A 16091-nucleotide genomic window follows, 5' to 3' on the forward strand; every position below is an offset into this window, starting at 1 on the left:
TCCCTGCCCTCGTCATCCTTCCGCTGCGTCGCCCGGGCGACCGGGGCTCAGGTCCAGCCGATCGGCGGCCCGCCGAGGCCGCCGCGGAAGCCGGGGCCGGGTGGTGGGCCGCCGCCCGGGCGACCGTCGTTCGGTCGACGGGCGCGGCTGGCGTCCCTGGCCCGGCGGGCGCGGGCGACCTGGTCGCGCTCCCGGGCCACGTCGGCCTGGCTGAGCGCGGCGGACGTCTCCACCCGGACGGTCAGCGGCCGGTCCGCCAGCCCCTCGTGTCGGGCGGTCACCTCCAGGATGCCGTCGAAGCCCATCCGGAAGGTGATCTCGATCTCGGTGCCGGCCGGGTAGCCGGACGGGATGTCGACGATCTCGGCCTCGGCGATGATCTTGTTGTCGTCGAGGCGGCGGGACTCGGTGCCGCCGGCCTGCTCGACCACGTAGACCGTCACTGCGTCCTGGTCGTCGCGCACCGTCCCGAACGGGCGGCGCACGACGACCGGCAGCCGGTCGTTGCGGTGTACCAGGAAGACGGCGCCGTGCTCACCGAACCGGTCGAGCGCGAGCACCCCGAAGCCGCGGGAGATGACGTTGATCACCTGCACCTCGACGGTGCGGCGGACCCGGGCCGCGGGCAGGCCGAGCGCGTCGGCGAGCCGCCGGCAGGCCGCGTCCAGGTCGGCCGGGTCGGCGGCGTCGACGCCCGCGCCGTCGGCCAGCCGGCCGCGGGTCACCAGGTCGCTGACGACGAGCCGCTCGAGCGCCTTCTTCTCGCCGTAGATCGCCGCGCCCTTCGCGACGGCCAGGTCCGGGTCGCTGAGCTCGACCGGGACGCCGAACTCCTCGGACAGCCGCCGCGCGACGGCCGGCATCCGGGAGGCGCCGCCCACCAGCAGCACCCGGTCGACGCCGCGGGCACCGCGCTCGGTGGCCGCCGTGACGGCCGCCCTGGTCAGCGTGATCGTGCGGTCCAGCAGGCCACTGGTCAGCCGTTCCAGCTCGGCCCGGGTGAGCTCGACGTCGAGTGCCGCGCCCGCGTGCTCGACCCGCACGACGGTCACGGTCCGATCGGTCAGCTCGCGCCGCGCCTGCTCGGCCGCCAGGGACAGCGTCTGCGCGGCTGCGCCGTCGTCGAGCAGGTCGGGCAGCGTCGGGAACTTCGCGGTGAAGGCGTCCGCCAGGTGGAGCACCAGCTTCTCGTCCCAGTCGGCCCCGCCGAGCTGGTGGTCGCCGTCGATCGCCATCACCGAGACCCGGCGGTCGGCGAGCTCGACGATGGTGACGTCGAAGGTGCCGCCGCCCAGGTCGTAGACCAGCGCGACCTCCTCGTCCGCGGCGCTCGGCCCGGCCAGCGTGCGCCGGGAGCCCACCTCGAAGCGGGCGAAGCCGTAGGAGAGGGCGGCCGCGGTCGGCTCGTTGATGACGTCGACGACGTTGAGGCCCGCGTACTCGCCGGCGAGCACGGTCGCCCGGCGTTCCTCGTCGCCGAAGTAGGCCGGCACGGTGATCACCACGTCGCGGACCGGCTCGCCGCCGGTCAGCTCCGCGTCCGAGATCAGCGCCGAGAGGATCAGCCCACTGACGGCCGGGGCGGACCAGGCCGTGCCCGGCGGCGCCCCGGCCGGCACGAACCGCCACTCGCCGTCGCCCATCCGCCGCTTGACCAGCGCGCACACGTCGTCTGGCCTGGACCGGGCGAGCTGACGGGCCGTCTCGCCGGTGATGTAGTCGTCCGCGCCGACGAAGAGCACGACGCTGGGCAGCGTCGCGGAGCCGTCCAGCAGGGGCACGATCTCGGCCTCGCCGGCTGGGGAGACGCGAGCCAGGCAGCTGAAGGTGGTGCCGAGGTCGATGCCGAAGACAGTCCCGTCTCCGGACAGCCCGGATGAACCACCCCGTCGTGCGCGCACAGGCAAAAACCTATCCGGTCACGGACGCGGGCGGGCTCCGGATGCCCGATCGGTGGTTCCGATGGGACAGGTAGAGTGACGGCCCGTGCACACCGTCCTCTCCACGCGACATCGGTAGCCGGCCCGCGTTCGTTCGCGCGCCGTGCTGTTGCCGTTTTCCAAAGCCGCCGTGAGAGGTCAGGTTTTTCCGCGATGAGTGATGCCCCGATCGTCAAGCCGGTCGCGATCAGTGGATTCCCCGAATGGCTGCCCGGAGTCAGGGCCGTGGAGCTGGCCTGGCTTGACCGGATTCGCGCCACTTTCGAGCGGTACGGCTTCTGCTCCGTCGAAACACCGTCGGTGGAGTCGCTCGACGTGCTCGCCGCCAAGGGGGAGACCTCCCAGGAGGTCTACGCGCTGCGCCGGCTGCAGGCCGAGCCGGGTGACGACTCGGGGCGGCTCGGGCTGCACTTCGACCTGACGGTGCCGTTCGCGCGCTACGTCGCCGCGCACTTCAACGAGCTGACCTTCCCGTTCCGGCGTTACCAGATCCAACGGGTCTGGCGGGGTGAGCGGCCACAGGAAGGCCGGTACCGCGAGTTCACCCAGTGCGACATCGACGTCATCAACGTCGACTCGGTGCCGCTGTACTTCGACGCGGAACTCCCGCGGATCGTGCACGAGGTGCTCACCGAGCTGAACGTCCCGGCCTGGACGTTGAACGTCAACAACCGGAAGCTGCTGCAGGGCTTCTACGAGGGCCTCGGCATCGACGACCCGGTGGCCGTCATCCGGGCCGCGGACAAGCTCGACAAGATCGGCCCCGACGGTGTCGCGAAGGTGCTTGTCGACCAGGTCGGGCTCACGGCCGCGCAGGCGAAGTCGGTGCTGGACCTGGCCGCCGTCAAGGCGAGCGACTCGGCCGCCGTCGCCGAGGCCGTCGGCCGGCTCGGCGTGAAGTCCGACCTGCTCACCACCGGGCTCGACGAGCTGGCCTTCGTCCTCGACGAGCTCGCGGACCTCCCCGTCGGCAGCGTGGTCGCCGACCTGTCGATCGCCCGGGGGCTGGACTACTACACCGGCACGGTCTACGAGGCGAAGTTCGTCGACTGGCCCGGCTTCGGCAGCATCTGCTCGGGCGGCCGGTACGACGACCTGGCCGGCTCGTTCATCCGGCGCAATCTGCCGGGCGTCGGTATCTCCATCGGTCTGACCCGGATCTTCGCCAAGCTGGTCGCCGAGGGGATGATCAATCCGGGGCCGGCGAGCCCGGCCGACGTCCTCGTCGTGATCCCGAGTGACGAGCGGCGCCGGGTCGCGGTCGCCACGGCCGGGCGGCTGCGCGCGCGTGGCCTCAAGGTCGAGACCTACCACCAGGCCGACAAGCTGGCCAAGCAGCTCCGCTACGCCAACCGCAAGGGCATCGGCGCCCTCTGGTTCCCGCCCTTCGAGGACGGCAAGCCCCACGAGGTCAAGAACCTGGCCACCGGCGACCAGACCGAGGCCGACCCGGACACCTGGACTCCCTGAGCCTGCTCGGCCGATTCGTGGCTGCCTGCCGGCCGGTGATCGCCGTTTTCGCCCTCGCGTGGTCATAATCTGGGCGTTCTTGCAACCACCCGAGGGCCCAAACGGCGATAACCGCTCCAATGTGCGCCACGGCGGCCCGCCCATAACGGCCCACCGGGAAGCTGACCCGGGGGTCAGCCTGCTCGGTGGGCCGCTAGCCGGGGGTGACGGGGGCGAAGACCCCGGCCGTCGCCGTGGTGGCTGTCCGTCGGCAGGGCCGGCGGCGGGTACACAGTCACCGTGGCGGTGGCGACCGCCCGTGAGCGGCTGCCGGTTCCGGTGTACCACGGCCACGCGCGCCGACCCAGACCTTGCTCCGGACGGGTGACCGGACGGGTATGTGGGTGCGGACACCGCCACACTCGGGGCCTCTTCCCGGCGAGTCCGGGTGCGTACCAGGTCGTCGGGCTCGGCTCACCCACAGCGCCGACGCTCCGGGGACGGCCGGCCCGCGACGTCGGACGGTACGGACCCGCGTCGGCCGGCGTGGTCTTCGGCCGGATCCCGGCCACCGGCAACCTGGACATCCCGGCCGCCGGTTACGGTGGATCGGCCGCCTCCAGCGGGGCGGCCCGATCGCGGAGGTGGCAGTGCGGGTTCAGGTGATCGCGCGGACGGAGTTCCTCCCGCCGGCCGACGTGCCGTGGGAGACCGACGCCGACGGCGGCCAGGCGCTGGCCGAGTTCGCGGGCCGGGCCTGCTACCAGAGCTGGAACAAGCCGAACCCGGCCACCGCGACGAACGCCGGCTACCTGCGCCACATCCTCGATGTCGGCCACCTGTCCGTGCTGGAGCACGGCACCGTGACCCTCTACATCACCGGCGTCTCGCGCAGCCTCACCCATGAGCTCGTCCGCCACCGGCACTTCTCCTACAGCCAGCTCTCCCAGCGCTATGTCCCGGAGCGCGACGCGGAGATGGTTGAGCCCGAGGTCGTGGCGGCGGACCCGGAGCTGCACGCGCTGTTCCAGGAGGCCGCCGCCGCGTCGCTGGAGGCGTACTCGAAGCTGCTGGAGGGCCTGGAGAAGCATTTCGCCGAGGTGGCAGCGCCGACCTCGCGGCGCAAGCAGGCCCGCCAGGCGGCCCGCTCCGTGCTGCCGAACGCCACCGAGACGCGCATCGTGGTCACCGGTAACTACCGCGCCTGGCGGCACTTCATCGCGATGCGGGCCTCCGAGTCCGCCGACGTCGAGATCCGGGGCCTGGCCATATTGGCCCTGCGCGCGCTCCAGGACGTCGCTCCGAACGTCTTCGCGGACTTCCGCGTCTCCACCCTCGACGACGGCACCGAGGTCGCGTCCAGCCCGCTCGTCAGCGAGGGGTAGGTCATCCCGGACGTCAGGCTGCCCGCCTGTCGTCGCGTCGGGGCGGGCTGACCCGGCGGCGACAGCCGCCGTGAACCCGATGCGCCGTTTCGGGCAAATACCGGTGTGAGCGCAGACACCAGCGTCCCAGCCGTCGCGGAGCCGGCGGAGCTCCCGCTCAGGCGTGGCCAGCGGTCACGCGAGGCGGGCAGTCCCGTCCTCCCGGCTCGGGATGAGCCGCCTGACCGGACGGACGCGCGGATCGTCGCGCGGTCGGTCGACTCGCCGGCGGCCTTCGCGGAGCTGTTCGACCGGCACGCGGTGGCGATCTACCGCTATCTGGCTCGCCGGGTCGGCCCGCAGGCCGCCGACGACCTCGTCGCCGCCACGTTCCTGGTCGCGTTCGAGCGGCGCGGCGCCTATGACCTGGACCGTGCCGACGCGCGGCCCTGGCTGTACGGCATCGCGTCGAACCTGGTCGGGCGCCACCACCGCGACGAGGCCCGGATGCTGCGGGCGTATGCCCGCAGCGGCGTCGACCCGGCGGCCGAGGACGGGACGGAGCGAGCCCTGGAACGGGCCGACGCCCAGGCCTCGGGGCCGGCCGTCGCGGCCGCCGTCGCCGAGCTGCCGCCCGAGGACCGGGACGTGCTGCTGCTGTTCGCCTGGGCCTCGCTGAGCTACGCGGAGATCGCCCAGGCCCTCGCGATCCCGCTGGGCACCGTGCGCTCACGCCTGCACCGGGCCCGCCGCCGGGTCCGGGCCGCCCTCGACGCCGACGCCGGGCGCCTGATCGTGACCGAGGAGAGCGACCATGGCTGACCACCTCCCGGCCTCCGGGGCCGGCCCCGCACCAGACGCCCGCTCGAACCCGGCTGCCGCCCTCAACGGCGCGCGGACGTCGGTCCCGTTGGACGAGGCGTCCGGCGGGCTCCCCGCCGGCCAGCTGGTCGTCGAGGAGGCCGTGGCCCGGGCCGAGCTCGCGCCGTTGGCCGGGCTGCGCCTCGGTCTTCCCGAGCCGAGGGCCGCCGCGCTCGCGGCGGCCCGCGACAGGCTGCTGAACCGCGCGGCGCAGGTCAGCGGCACGAGCGCGCCTGCCGCCGCCGCGCCTGCCGGCGGCGTTCCGGCCGACGGTGCCCTGGCCGACGGTGCGGCCGCGGCGCCGACCACGGGGCCAGACGCGGGGTCGGCCCGGCACCGGCTGCGGCTGCGGCCGCGGGTCACGACCCGTCGCGTGATCGCGGTGGCGGTCGCGGCCGTCGTCGTGGCGGCCGGGCTGTTCACCCTCGACACGGTGACGGTGGGGGGCAGGGCGGACGCGACCGCGGAGGCGTCGACCCTGCTGCGGCAGGCCGCATCCGTCGTCGCGGCGAAGCCGGATCCGCCGGTCGGCCCGACGCAGTACCGGGAGATCACCACTCGGGCCTCCTACAGCTCGAGCAGCACGGGGACCGACGGCAGGGAGGTCACCTGGCTGGTGGAGTCCGTGACCCGGCTCTGGATCCCCGGCGACCCGACGAAGCCCTGGATCATGCAGCAGGGCGGCCCGACGGCGATCCACTGGTTCAACCCAGGGGACGAGGTCTGGGCGAAGGCCAACGGACTGGGCGGGCAGAGTTCCCTGCCGTACCTGACTCGTGCCGTCGGCGGCGAGTTCAACGGCCCGATCTCGGACATTCAGGCCTGGCAGGCGCCGACTCCCGGCTTCCTGTCCCGCCTACCGCGTGACCCGGACCAGCTGCTGGCCCGGATCTACCAGGATTCGAAGGGGGAGGGCCGGTCGAAGGACGGCGAGGCGCTGGTCTTCATCGCCGACGTCATGCGGTGCGGATTCGTGCCCGCGGATCTGCGGGCCGCGTTCTTCCGGGCCGCGACCGGCATCCCGGGCGTGACGGTCACGGACCACGCGGCGAATCTCGCCGGCCGTACCGGCGTGGCGGTCGGCCGTGACGAGGGCGGTGACACCCGCCAGGAGATGATTTTCGACCCGGCCACGGGGGAGTTCATCGGAGAGCGGGAGGTCGTCCTGAACGCCGACTACATCCCCGGGGTCCCGGTGGGCACCGCGATCTCCTACACGGCGGTGAGCAGCGAGGTCGTCGACTCGGCTCCGACCGGCTGACCGTACCGGTCCGGCCGGGCCGGAAGTCACAGTCCGAGGGTCGGCAAGGCAGGTCGGAACGGGCCGGCGGACGTTGTCGAATGGAGCCGCGGGGCAAAGCGGCGACGTCCGCTCGACCGTCGAACGGCCCGCGCCCGGCCAGGACGACCGGGCCCGGGCTTGGCCTCAATGACCGAGGAGCCCACCGATGCCCGGTGCCATGGACGTCGCGGCTACCGACCGCGCCGAATCCGGGGCCGCGAGCCTCACCGACGCCGAGGCCGCGCTGCTGGACGCCTACTGGCGGGCGGCGAACTACCTGTCGGTCGGGCAGATCTACCTGCTGGACAACCCGCTGCTGCGCGAGCCGCTGGCGGCCGAGCACATCAAGCCGCGGCTGCTCGGCCACTGGGGGACGACCCCGGGCCTCAACCTGATCTATGCCCACCTCAACCGGGTCATCAAAGCCCGGGATCTCGACATGATGTACGTGATCGGGCCGGGGCACGGTGGGCCCGGCATCGTCGCCAACGCCTACCTGGAGGGCACCTACTCCGAGGTCTACCCGACGATCAGCGGGGACGAGGCCGGGATGCGTCGGCTGTTCCGCCAGTTCTCGTTCCCTGGCGGGATCCCAAGCCATGTCGCACCGGAGACCCCCGGGTCGATCCACGAGGGCGGCGAGCTGGGCTACGCGCTGGCGCACGCCTATGGCGCGGCCTTCGACAACCCGGAGCTGGTCGTCGCGGCCGTCGTGGGTGACGGCGAGGCCGAGACCGGGCCGCTGGCGGCCAGCTGGCACTCGAACAAGTTCCTCGACCCGGCCCGCGACGGTGCCGTCCTGCCGATCCTGCACCTCAACGGCTACAAGATCGCCCAGGCGACCCTGCTGGCCCGGATTCCGGAGGCCGAGCTGGACGCGCTCATGCGCGGCTACGGCTACGCCCCGCTGCACGTCACCGCCGATCTGGACGACGACCCGGCCGAGGTGCACCGCCGGTTCGCCGCCGTGTTGGACCAGGCGCTCGACGAGATCGCCCGAATCCAGCGGGCGGCCAGGGCGAGCGCCGCGGCCGGCGAGGACGTCGACCGCCCGGCGTGGCCCATGATCATTATGCGGACCCCGAAGGGCTGGACCGGGCCGCGGGCCGTCGACGGCAAGCCGGTCGAAGGCACCTGGCGTGCGCACCAGGTTCCGCTCACCGAGGTGCGCACGCATCCCGACCGGATCGCCGCGCTTGCCGCCTGGCTGGCGAGCTACCGGCCGCACGAGTTGTTCGACGCGACCGGCCGGCTGCGTCCAGAGCTGGCCGCACTCGCGCCGGCGGGCCGGTCGCGGATGAGCGCCAGCCCGCACGCCAACGGCGGTGAGCTGCTGCGCGAGCTCGCCCTGCCCGACTTCCGCGACTACGCCGTCGACGTCCGCGCGCCCGGCACCACGGAGACGTCCGCGACGACGGTGCTCGGCGCCCTGCTGCGCGACGTGATCCGGGGCAACCCGTCGAACTTCCGCCTGGTTGGGCCGGACGAGACGGCGTCGAACCGGCTGGGCGCCGTCTTCGAGGTCACCGACCGGGTCTGGGAAGGCTCACTGCTGCCGACCGACGAGCATCTCGCCCGGGCCGGCCGGGTGATGGAGGTGCTGTCCGAGCACCTGTGCCAGGGCTGGCTGGAGGGTTACCTGCTGACCGGGCGGCACGGGTTGTTCTCCTGCTACGAGGCGTTCATCCACATCGTCGACTCGATGGTCAACCAGCACGCGAAATGGCTGAAGACCACCCGGGAGATCCCGTGGCGACGGCCGATCGCCTCGCTGAACTACCTGTTGACCAGCCATGTCTGGCGCCAGGACCACAACGGCTTCTCCCATCAGGATCCCGGCTTCATCGATCACGTCGTGAACAAGAAGGCCGAGGTCGTCCGGGTCTACCTGCCGCCGGACACGAACACGCTGCTCTCGGTCGCCGACCATTGTCTGCGCAGCCGCGACTACATCAACGTGATCGTGGCCGGCAAGCAGCCCGCGCTGAACTACCTGACCATGGACCAGGCGATCGCCCACTGCACCCGCGGCCTCGGTATCTGGGACTTCGCCAGCAACGACCACGACGACGCGTCGCCGGGCGCGGACGGCCTGCCCGACGTCGTGCTGGCCTGTGCGGGCGACGTGCCGACCCTGGAGACGCTGGCCGCGGTCGACCTGCTGCGCCAGCACCTCCCGCGGCTGCGGATCCGGGTGGTGAACGTCGTCGACCTGATGGCGCTGCAGAGTGAGTCCGAGCATCCGCACGGCATCTCCGACGCCCGGTTCGACGCGTTGTTCACGGCGGACCGCCCGGTCATCTTCGCCTACCACGGCTATCCCTGGCTGATCCACCGGCTGACCTACCGGCGCGCCAACCACCACAACATCCACGTCCGCGGCTACATCGAGGAAGGCACGACGACCACGCCGTTCGACATGGTGATGATGAACGGCCTCGACCGGTTCCACCTGGTCGCCGACGTGATCGACCGGGTTCCGTCGCTCGGCGCCCGGGCGGCCCACGTCCGCCAGCTGATGATGGACGAGCGCCTCCGAGTCCGCGCCTACACCCGCGAGCACGGCGAGGACCCGCCCGAGATCAGTGACTGGGTCTGGCCCTACTGACCGCGTCCTCATCACTGGCTGGAGCTGATCACGCGTGAGTGAGCGGTCATCGTCAGCCGTGGACGTGCTGGTGGTCAACGCGGGCTCCTCGACGCTGAAGCTGGCCCTCGTCGCGCCGGGCGATGACCTGATCGGCGCGCGGGAGCTCGCCGCGCCCGGCGGCCACGCCGACCTCGCGGAGGCCCGAGCCGCCATCGACGAGCTGCTCGGAGCCGACGGCCTCGACCGGGCCAGCGCCGGGCGGGTCGCCGTCGGGCATCGGATCGTGCACGGCGGCACGGATTTCACCGCGCCGGTCCGGATCGACGCGCGGGTCGCCACGCGGCTCGCCGAGCTGACCGCGCTCGCGCCGCTGCACCAGCCGGCCGCGCTCGCCGCGCTCGACGAGACGCGGGCGCTGCTGCCGTACGCCGTCCAGGTCGCCTGTTTCGACACGTCGTTCCATGCCACGCTGCCGCCCGCCGCGACGACCTACGCCCTGCCGGCGGCCTGGCGTGAGCGGTACGGCCTGCGCCGCTACGGCTTCCACGGCCTCTCGCACTCCTACGCCGCCGGCCGGGCCCGCGCGCTGGCCGAGGCCCTGACCGGGTCAGCCGCCCGCCGGATCGTCACCTGCCATCTCGGCTCGGGGGCGTCGCTCGCGGCCGTTCGGGACGGGGTCAGCGTCGACACGACGATGGGCTTCACCCCGCTGGAAGGGCTCGTGATGGCGACCCGCTCCGGCGACGTCGACCCCGGCCTGCTGCTGTGGCTGCAGACCTCGGCAGGGCTGAGCGCCGAGGAGCTCACCGACCAGCTCTTCCACGCCTCCGGCCTGGTCGCCCTCGGCGGGACGGCCGACATGCGGGCCCTGGTGGAGCGCGCCGACCAACGTGAGGAAACGGCCGTGCTGGCCATCGCGGTGTATCTGCGTCGGCTGCGTGCCGGCATCGCCGCCATGGCCGCGTCGTTGGGCGGCCTCGACGCACTCGTCTTCACCGGCGGCGTCGGCGAGCACTCACCCCAGATCCGGGCCGCGACCGCCGACGGCCTGGCCTTCCTCGGAATAGCCCTGGACCCGGCCCGCAACGCCAACCATGACCCAACCACCACCCCCGACACCGACCTCACCGCCGACGGCGCCCCCGTCCGGTCCTACGTACTCGCCGCCCGCGAAGACCTAGAAATAGCCCGCGGCGTCCGCTCGGTCATCGCGGCCGAGTGACGTCGATTTCCATACCAATTTGGCGATCATCGACGGTCAGCGGTGCACTCACCCGCGATGATCGCCAGCCTGGTATCGAAACAGTCGCCCTGCGCCCGATAGGCGTCTTTTATCCATACCAGGTTCGCGATCTTGTCGATGGCGCCGGCCGGATACCGCCGAAGATCCGCGATCGGGTATGGAAACCGGCGCCACCTCCGACCGGAAGACCCGTCGGCAGCGTGACGCACCCTGCGCCGATGAAGGGTGACGGACTACGGCGTGGGCGAAGCGGTGGGGGAGATGGGAGTGGGGGCCACAGCGTCGGCCGGGCGGTGCCAGCCGACGGCGCGTAGGCCGGACAGGACGGCCAGGGCCACGAGGAGGGCCAGCAGAGCGGTCTTGGCGGGCCCGAGGACCCAGGCGGCGAGGCTGCTGCGTTCGCGGGTCAGCAGGATCGTCGCCGCGAACGAGGACGGGATCGTGATGACGGCGACCGCGTCCGGCCCGAGCCGCACCGGCAGGGCCGCCAGGCCGACCGCCAGGGCCATCAGGACCAGCAGGGCGACCGTCACGCGGGAGACGTCGGGGGACAGCGACAGGCCGACCGAGAGCCGGGCCCGGCTGGGGCGCCGGACGTCGGTCGTGTAGTAGGCGTAGACCTCGCGGTTGTGCTGGACGTCCTCGACGTAGATCCGCTCGATCTCCCGGTCGTAGAGGTCGAGCACGGCCGGGTGGCTGATCTCGATGCTGGAGTCGTCGGTGCCGATGCTGACGTGGTAGCTGCCCGGGCCGCCGGGGTCGAGGTCGACGAGCGCGACCGGGTTCGTCAGCGCCAGTGCCCGGGCTGGGCGGCGCCACCACCAGCCGGGGGTGGTCCGGGACGGGGGTGGTGGGCGGCGGCAGAGGATCGCCCGGCGTTCCTCGGTCATCTTGATCAGGCTCGGCTGGTAGGGGTCGAGCCGGACGGCGGCGAGCGCCTCCCAGCGCCGGCCGTACTCGGCGACCGTCGAGAGCACCGGCTCGGCGTCCGGGCCCGCCGCCCGCAGCTCGGCCACCCAGCTGACGAACGCCGCCAGGTGGCCCTCCACCTCGTCGGCGGTCGGGTTGTCGGGGCCGTCGGGGTCGCGCCACAGCTCGCCGGTGGCGAGCAGCAGCGTGCCCGCGCTGCACAGCGCGTCGAACGGCTCGTCGAGCGCGGTCATGAGCACCTCCTGCGCCGGCTTGACCAGCACGGACCACTGGCGCAACGCGGCCTCCGGCACCCACAGCTCGGCCGCCTGGCCCAGGTAGGTGTGCAGCGTCCCCAGCGACAGCGGGCGGCGGCCCTTCGAGGGCGCCAGCCGCGGGTAGTTGCCAGAGAACTTCCCGGGACGGAACCGGGAGATCGCGTCGATGACCCGGCGGACCGGCGCCGACGGCGGCAGGCCGATCCCGGCGGCCAGCAGCGCCACCACGTTGCCCTGGATCGCCACGGAGGTCGAGTAGGGCATCAGGTGGGCCGCGGTGTCGCCGGGCCCGGAGAGGTTGAAGCCGACCAGGGCGCGCTTGGGCAGCGTCGAGATCGGCAGCAGCACCGAGACCTCGGGCGGGAGGTGGCCCGTCGTGTCGATCCGGCCGGTCGGTGGCACCACGGAGGTCAGCAGGCCGTCGAGCGGGCCCCAGTTGACCGAGCGGGCGAGCTGGGCGCGGTTCGCCGACAGCAGGGTGAACTGGTCGACGACCCGGCGCCGCACCCCGAAGAACTCCGCCGGTGGCGCGAGCAGCGTCGTCGTCACCTCGTCGACGTCTGTCAGGTCGAGGATCGGTGCCGCCGCCGCGTCGTCAAGCCGCCGCCACCGACCGGTTGTCACCGTCGCAGACTAGGACATCTCTCTCCGTAAGGCTCGAAGCCGGCACCCGTGGAGGTGGCGGCGTCGCCCGGCGTTGTGCCGCCCAGCCGGTATCGGTGACGGAGCGGATGCGGCACGGTAACCTGTGCGGAAGTCCTATCCCGGACCTGCCGGATCGACGTCGCTACTGGATCTACGTTGCTACTGGATCTATGTTGCTGAGCATTCGTGGTTGCTGAGCACTCAACGTCGTTGATCGGGCAGGAACCCCGGCATCCGACGGATGGACCGGTGATCATGCCCAAAAACTTTGGCCTCGGCGTCACGGTGCGCGCGCCGCGGGCCGGCGGCCACGCGCTGGTTCGCCTGGCCCGCCGCGACCTGTGGCAGCGGCTCGACCGAAGCATGATCTCCAGGGCGCGCGGCGCCCGAGCCGAGTCGGGCCGCGACCAGCAGGTTCGCTGACCGGCCGGGTGTGGGCGGTCGCCGCCGCGGCGCCGGGCAATGGCGCCGTCCAGGGGCGGTGGCCGCGCTGAACTGTGGGGAACGGTCCGGTGCTCGGCCGGTGCGGCGAGATCGGGCGCCGTATCGTCAAGGTGTCCGCGGCCTCGTCCAGCGTTGACCGGCGGCGGTCGGGACCGTGGGCGCGTCATCGCCGCTGGCGGGAGAATGACGCCTGCGCCGCGGTCCAGGGTGGAGACCGGCGGGCCGGGCGCGGGCGCGGCCGGGCGCGGACCTGGCCCGATGGGTGGACGGGCCCGCGCGGGCGGCGCATCGTCGCCTGGAATGAAGCCGAGTGGAATGTCGGAGGTGCCAGCTAGCGTGGCCGGTATGTCAGTGTTGCCCCCGGCGCCTTTCGGGCGCCTGCTCACCGCGATGGTGACGCCGTTCGACGCCGACGGCGGCCTCGACCTCGATGGCGTGGCGGCACTGGCCACGCACCTGGTGGACGCGGGCAGCGACGGCCTGGTGATCAGTGGGACCACCGGTGAGTCGCCGACGACCTCCGACGCGGAGAAGGACCAGTTGCTGCGGACCGTGCTCGGCGCGGTCGGCGACCGGGCGAGCGTCATCGCCGGCGTGGGCACCTACGACACCCACCACACCATCGAGCTGGCGAAGGCCGCCGAGCGGGCCGGCGCGCACGGCCTGCTGGTCGTCACGCCCTACTACAGCAAGCCGCCGCAGGCCGGCCTCGCCCGGCACTTCCGGTCGGTCGCCGACGCCACCGGGCTGCCGGTGATGATCTATGACATTCCGGGCCGGTCCGGCGTCCCGGTGGCGACCGAGACGATGCTGGCCCTCGCCGAGCACCCGAACATCGTCGCGGTGAAGGACGCGAAGGCCGACCTCGAGGCGTCCTCGCGGGTCATCGCGAACACCGACCTGGCCTACTACTCGGGCGACGACGCGCTCACGCTGCCGCTGCTGGCCGTCGGTGCCGTCGGCCTGGTCAGCGTGGTCGCGCACGTCGGGGCGCCGGCCCTGCGCGCCATGATCGCCGCGTTCGACGCGGGCGACCCGGTGACAGCGCGCGAGCTGCACCAGGGCCTACTACCGATCTTCAAGGGAATTTTCAGTACGCAGGGAGTGATCACAACGAAGGCCGCTTTGACCCTCGCCGGCCTGCCCGGCGGGCCGGTCCGTTCACCACTGGTCGACGCCACGGAGGACGAGATCGCTCAGCTGACTCTCGACCTCGCCGCGTCGACGCTCACGCCGCCGGCAGACCTGTCCCTCGCGATGGCCGGGGTCACGACCCGCCCGGCCCAGCCGACCCTGGCGGTCCGGGGGGCAGCCGCGTCATGAGCCACCCGCATCCGGGGCTCGGTGCCCCGCCCCCGCTGCCCGTAGAGGGCCTGCGGATCATCGCTCTCGGCGGTCTCGGTGAGATCGGCCGGAACATGACCGTGTTCGAGCACGCGGGCCGGCTGCTCATCGTCGACTGTGGCGTGCTGTTCCCGGAGACCGACCAGCCCGGCGTCGACCTGATCCTGCCGGACTTCACCGCCATCCGGGACCGCCTCGACGACATCGAGGCCGTGATCCTCACCCACGCGCACGAGGACCACATCGGCGCGGTGCCCTACCTGCTGCGCGAGCGGGCCGACATCCCGCTGGTCGGGACCCGGCTGACGCTGGCGCTGATGGTCGCCAAGCTGCAGGAGCACCGGATCAAGCCGGTCACCCTCCAGATCACCGAGGAGGAGCGGCACAGCTTCGGGCCGTTCGACCTCGAGTTCTTCGCCGTCAACCACTCGATCCCGGACGCGGTCGCGGTCGCGATCCGCACCGCCGCGGGCCTGGTGCTGCACACGGGCGACTTCAAGATGGACCAGCTGCCGCTCGACGGCCGGCTCACCGACCTCGGCGGCTTCGCGCGGCTCGGGGCCGAGGGCGTCGACCTGCTCATGTCGGACTCGACGAACGCCGAGGTCCCCGGCTTCGTCACCTCCGAGCGCGAGATCGCGCCGGTGCTCGACGGCGTCTTCCGCGAGGCCGGCAAGCGGATCATCGTGGCCTGCTTCGCGAGCCACGTCCACCGCGTCCAGCAGGTTCTCGACGCCGCCGAGGCGCACGGCCGCTCGGTCGCGTTCATCGGCCGCTCGATGGTCCGCAACATGGGGGTGGCGCGCGATCTGGGCCTGCTGCGCGTTCCGCCGGGCCTGATCATCGACGCCCGCGACGTCGAGTCGCTGCCGGACCGCAACATCTGCCTGATCTCCACCGGATCCCAGGGCGAGCCGCTCTCGGCGCTGTCCCGGATGGCCAACCGCGACCACGCGATCCGGATCGAGGCCGGTGACACCGTCGTGCTCGCCTCCAGCCTGATCCCGGGCAACGAGGAGTCGGTCTTCCGGGTGATCAACGGGCTGACCCGGTGGGGCGCCAAGGTCGTCCACAAGGGCGTCGCCAAGGTGCACACCTCCGGCCACGCGCCGGCGGGCGAGCTGCTCTACGTGCTGAACGCGACCCGGCCGTCGAACATGATGCCGGTGCACGGCGAGTGGCGGCACCTGCGGGCGCACGGCGTGCTCGCGGAGCTGACCGGCCTCCCACCGGAGCGGATCGTGCTCGCGGAGGACGGCATGGTCGTCGACCTGGTCGAGGGCCAGGCGACGATCACGGGCGCGGTGCCGTGCGGCTACGTCTACGTCGACGGTCTCGCCGTGGGCGACGTCCGCGAGTCGAGCCTGAAGGACCGGCGCATCCTGGGCGAGGAGGGCTTCATCACGATCACCGCCGTGGTGGACGCCGCCGCGGGGAAGGTCGTCGCCGGCCCGGAGCTGCTCGCCCGGGGCTTCTCCGACGACAAGGTCGCCTTCGACAAGGTGCGCAAGCTGGTCAACGACGGCCTCGCCGACGGCATGCGCTCCGGCATGACCGACGTCAACGCCCTCCAACAGCTGGTCCGCCGCATCGTCGGCCGCTGGGTGAGCGACAACTACCGCCGCCGCCCGATGATCATCCCGGTGGTCGTCGAGGTCTGACGAGGAGCCAGCCGGGTCCGCGTCTCGCGAACCCCGGTGGCTTGATCGCCGTTTCGGCCCTCAAGTGGTTGCACGAGCGCC

At 72.4% G+C, this 16091-nt stretch carries 11 protein-coding genes; 9 read left to right on the top strand and 2 right to left on the bottom strand.

The features are described from left to right. Positions 1-47 precede the first annotated feature (47 nt). Positions 48-1901 (bottom strand): Hsp70 family protein, encoded by a 1854-nt coding sequence (locus FRAEUI1C_RS05580; RefSeq protein WP_013422307.1) that lies wholly within the window; start codon positions 1899-1901, stop codon positions 48-50. A gap of 192 nt (positions 1902-2093) precedes the next feature. Between FRAEUI1C_RS05580 and hisS the strand changes: the two genes are divergently transcribed. From hisS to FRAEUI1C_RS05610, 6 genes are all read left to right on the top strand, one after another. Then, positions 2094-3410, top strand: coding sequence for a histidine--tRNA ligase (gene hisS, locus FRAEUI1C_RS05585; RefSeq protein WP_013422308.1), 1317 nt, complete (start codon positions 2094-2096; stop codon positions 3408-3410). A 629-nt stretch (positions 3411-4039) separates the two neighbouring features. After that, positions 4040-4774, top strand: a complete 735-nt coding sequence (gene thyX / locus FRAEUI1C_RS05590; protein WP_013422309.1) for an FAD-dependent thymidylate synthase — start codon at positions 4040-4042, stop codon at positions 4772-4774. Positions 4775-4879: 105 nt separating this feature from the next. After that, a complete protein-coding gene (locus tag FRAEUI1C_RS05595; RefSeq protein WP_013422310.1) occupies positions 4880-5575 on the top strand; it encodes an RNA polymerase sigma factor in 696 nt (231 codons plus the stop codon). Beyond that, positions 5568-6875 carry a CU044_5270 family protein gene (locus FRAEUI1C_RS35930; protein ID WP_013422311.1) on the top strand — a complete coding sequence of 436 codons (1308 nt, stop codon included), beginning with the start codon at positions 5568-5570 and terminating at the stop codon, positions 6873-6875. Before FRAEUI1C_RS05595 ends, FRAEUI1C_RS35930 begins: the two co-directional genes overlap by 8 nt. A 187-nt stretch (positions 6876-7062) precedes the next feature. Further along, positions 7063-9504 carry a phosphoketolase family protein gene (locus FRAEUI1C_RS05605; protein WP_013422312.1) on the top strand — a complete coding sequence of 814 codons (2442 nt, stop codon included), beginning with the start codon at positions 7063-7065 and terminating at the stop codon, positions 9502-9504. Positions 9505-9538: 34 nt separating this feature from the next. Next, entirely contained in the window at positions 9539-10708 is a 1170-nt protein-coding gene (locus FRAEUI1C_RS05610; protein WP_013422313.1) for an acetate/propionate family kinase, read from the top strand. Between the two features lie 254 nt (positions 10709-10962). Here the strand turns inward: FRAEUI1C_RS05610 and FRAEUI1C_RS05615 are convergent, their stop codons facing one another. Further along, the gene (locus tag FRAEUI1C_RS05615; protein WP_013422314.1) at positions 10963-12540 is read right to left on the bottom strand and encodes a hypothetical protein; all 1578 of its coding nucleotides are present in this window, start codon (positions 12538-12540) and stop codon (positions 10963-10965) included. Positions 12541-12816: 276 nt separating this feature from the next. Between FRAEUI1C_RS05615 and FRAEUI1C_RS40090 the strand changes: the two genes are divergently transcribed. The 3 genes from FRAEUI1C_RS40090 to FRAEUI1C_RS05625 all read left to right on the top strand — a co-directional run bounded on the left by FRAEUI1C_RS40090 (position 12817) and on the right by FRAEUI1C_RS05625 (position 16010). Next, positions 12817-12984 carry a hypothetical protein gene (locus FRAEUI1C_RS40090; RefSeq protein ID WP_013422315.1) on the top strand — a complete coding sequence of 56 codons (168 nt, stop codon included), beginning with the start codon at positions 12817-12819 and terminating at the stop codon, positions 12982-12984. Positions 12985-13350: 366 nt separating this feature from the next. Then, positions 13351-14328 carry a 4-hydroxy-tetrahydrodipicolinate synthase gene (dapA, locus tag FRAEUI1C_RS05620; protein ID WP_438270016.1) on the top strand — a complete coding sequence of 326 codons (978 nt, stop codon included), beginning with the start codon at positions 13351-13353 and terminating at the stop codon, positions 14326-14328. After that, positions 14325-16010 carry a ribonuclease J gene (locus FRAEUI1C_RS05625; protein ID WP_013422317.1) on the top strand — a complete coding sequence of 562 codons (1686 nt, stop codon included), beginning with the start codon at positions 14325-14327 and terminating at the stop codon, positions 16008-16010. Before dapA ends, FRAEUI1C_RS05625 begins: the two co-directional genes overlap by 4 nt. Positions 16011-16091: the final 81 nt, after the last annotated feature.

The sequence above is a fragment of the Pseudofrankia inefficax genome (assembly GCF_000166135.1).
GTDB lineage: Bacteria > Actinomycetota > Actinomycetes > Frankiales > Frankiaceae > Pseudofrankia > Pseudofrankia inefficax.

What these genes read in the sequence shown, in the direction of transcription:
- hisS (WP_013422308.1), top strand. Translation starts at nt 2,094, where the DNA reads ATGAGTGATGCCCCGATCGTCAAGCCGGTCGCGATCAGTGGATTCCCC.
- FRAEUI1C_RS35930 (WP_013422311.1), top strand. Translation starts at nt 5,568, where the DNA reads ATGGCTGACCACCTCCCGGCCTCCGGGGCCGGCCCCGCACCAGACGCC.
- FRAEUI1C_RS05605 (WP_013422312.1), top strand. Translation starts at nt 7,063, where the DNA reads ATGCCCGGTGCCATGGACGTCGCGGCTACCGACCGCGCCGAATCCGGG.
- FRAEUI1C_RS40090 (WP_013422315.1), top strand. Translation starts at nt 12,817, where the DNA reads ATGCCCAAAAACTTTGGCCTCGGCGTCACGGTGCGCGCGCCGCGGGCC.
- dapA (WP_438270016.1), top strand. Translation starts at nt 13,351, where the DNA reads ATGTCAGTGTTGCCCCCGGCGCCTTTCGGGCGCCTGCTCACCGCGATG.
- FRAEUI1C_RS05625 (WP_013422317.1), top strand. Translation starts at nt 14,325, where the DNA reads ATGAGCCACCCGCATCCGGGGCTCGGTGCCCCGCCCCCGCTGCCCGTA.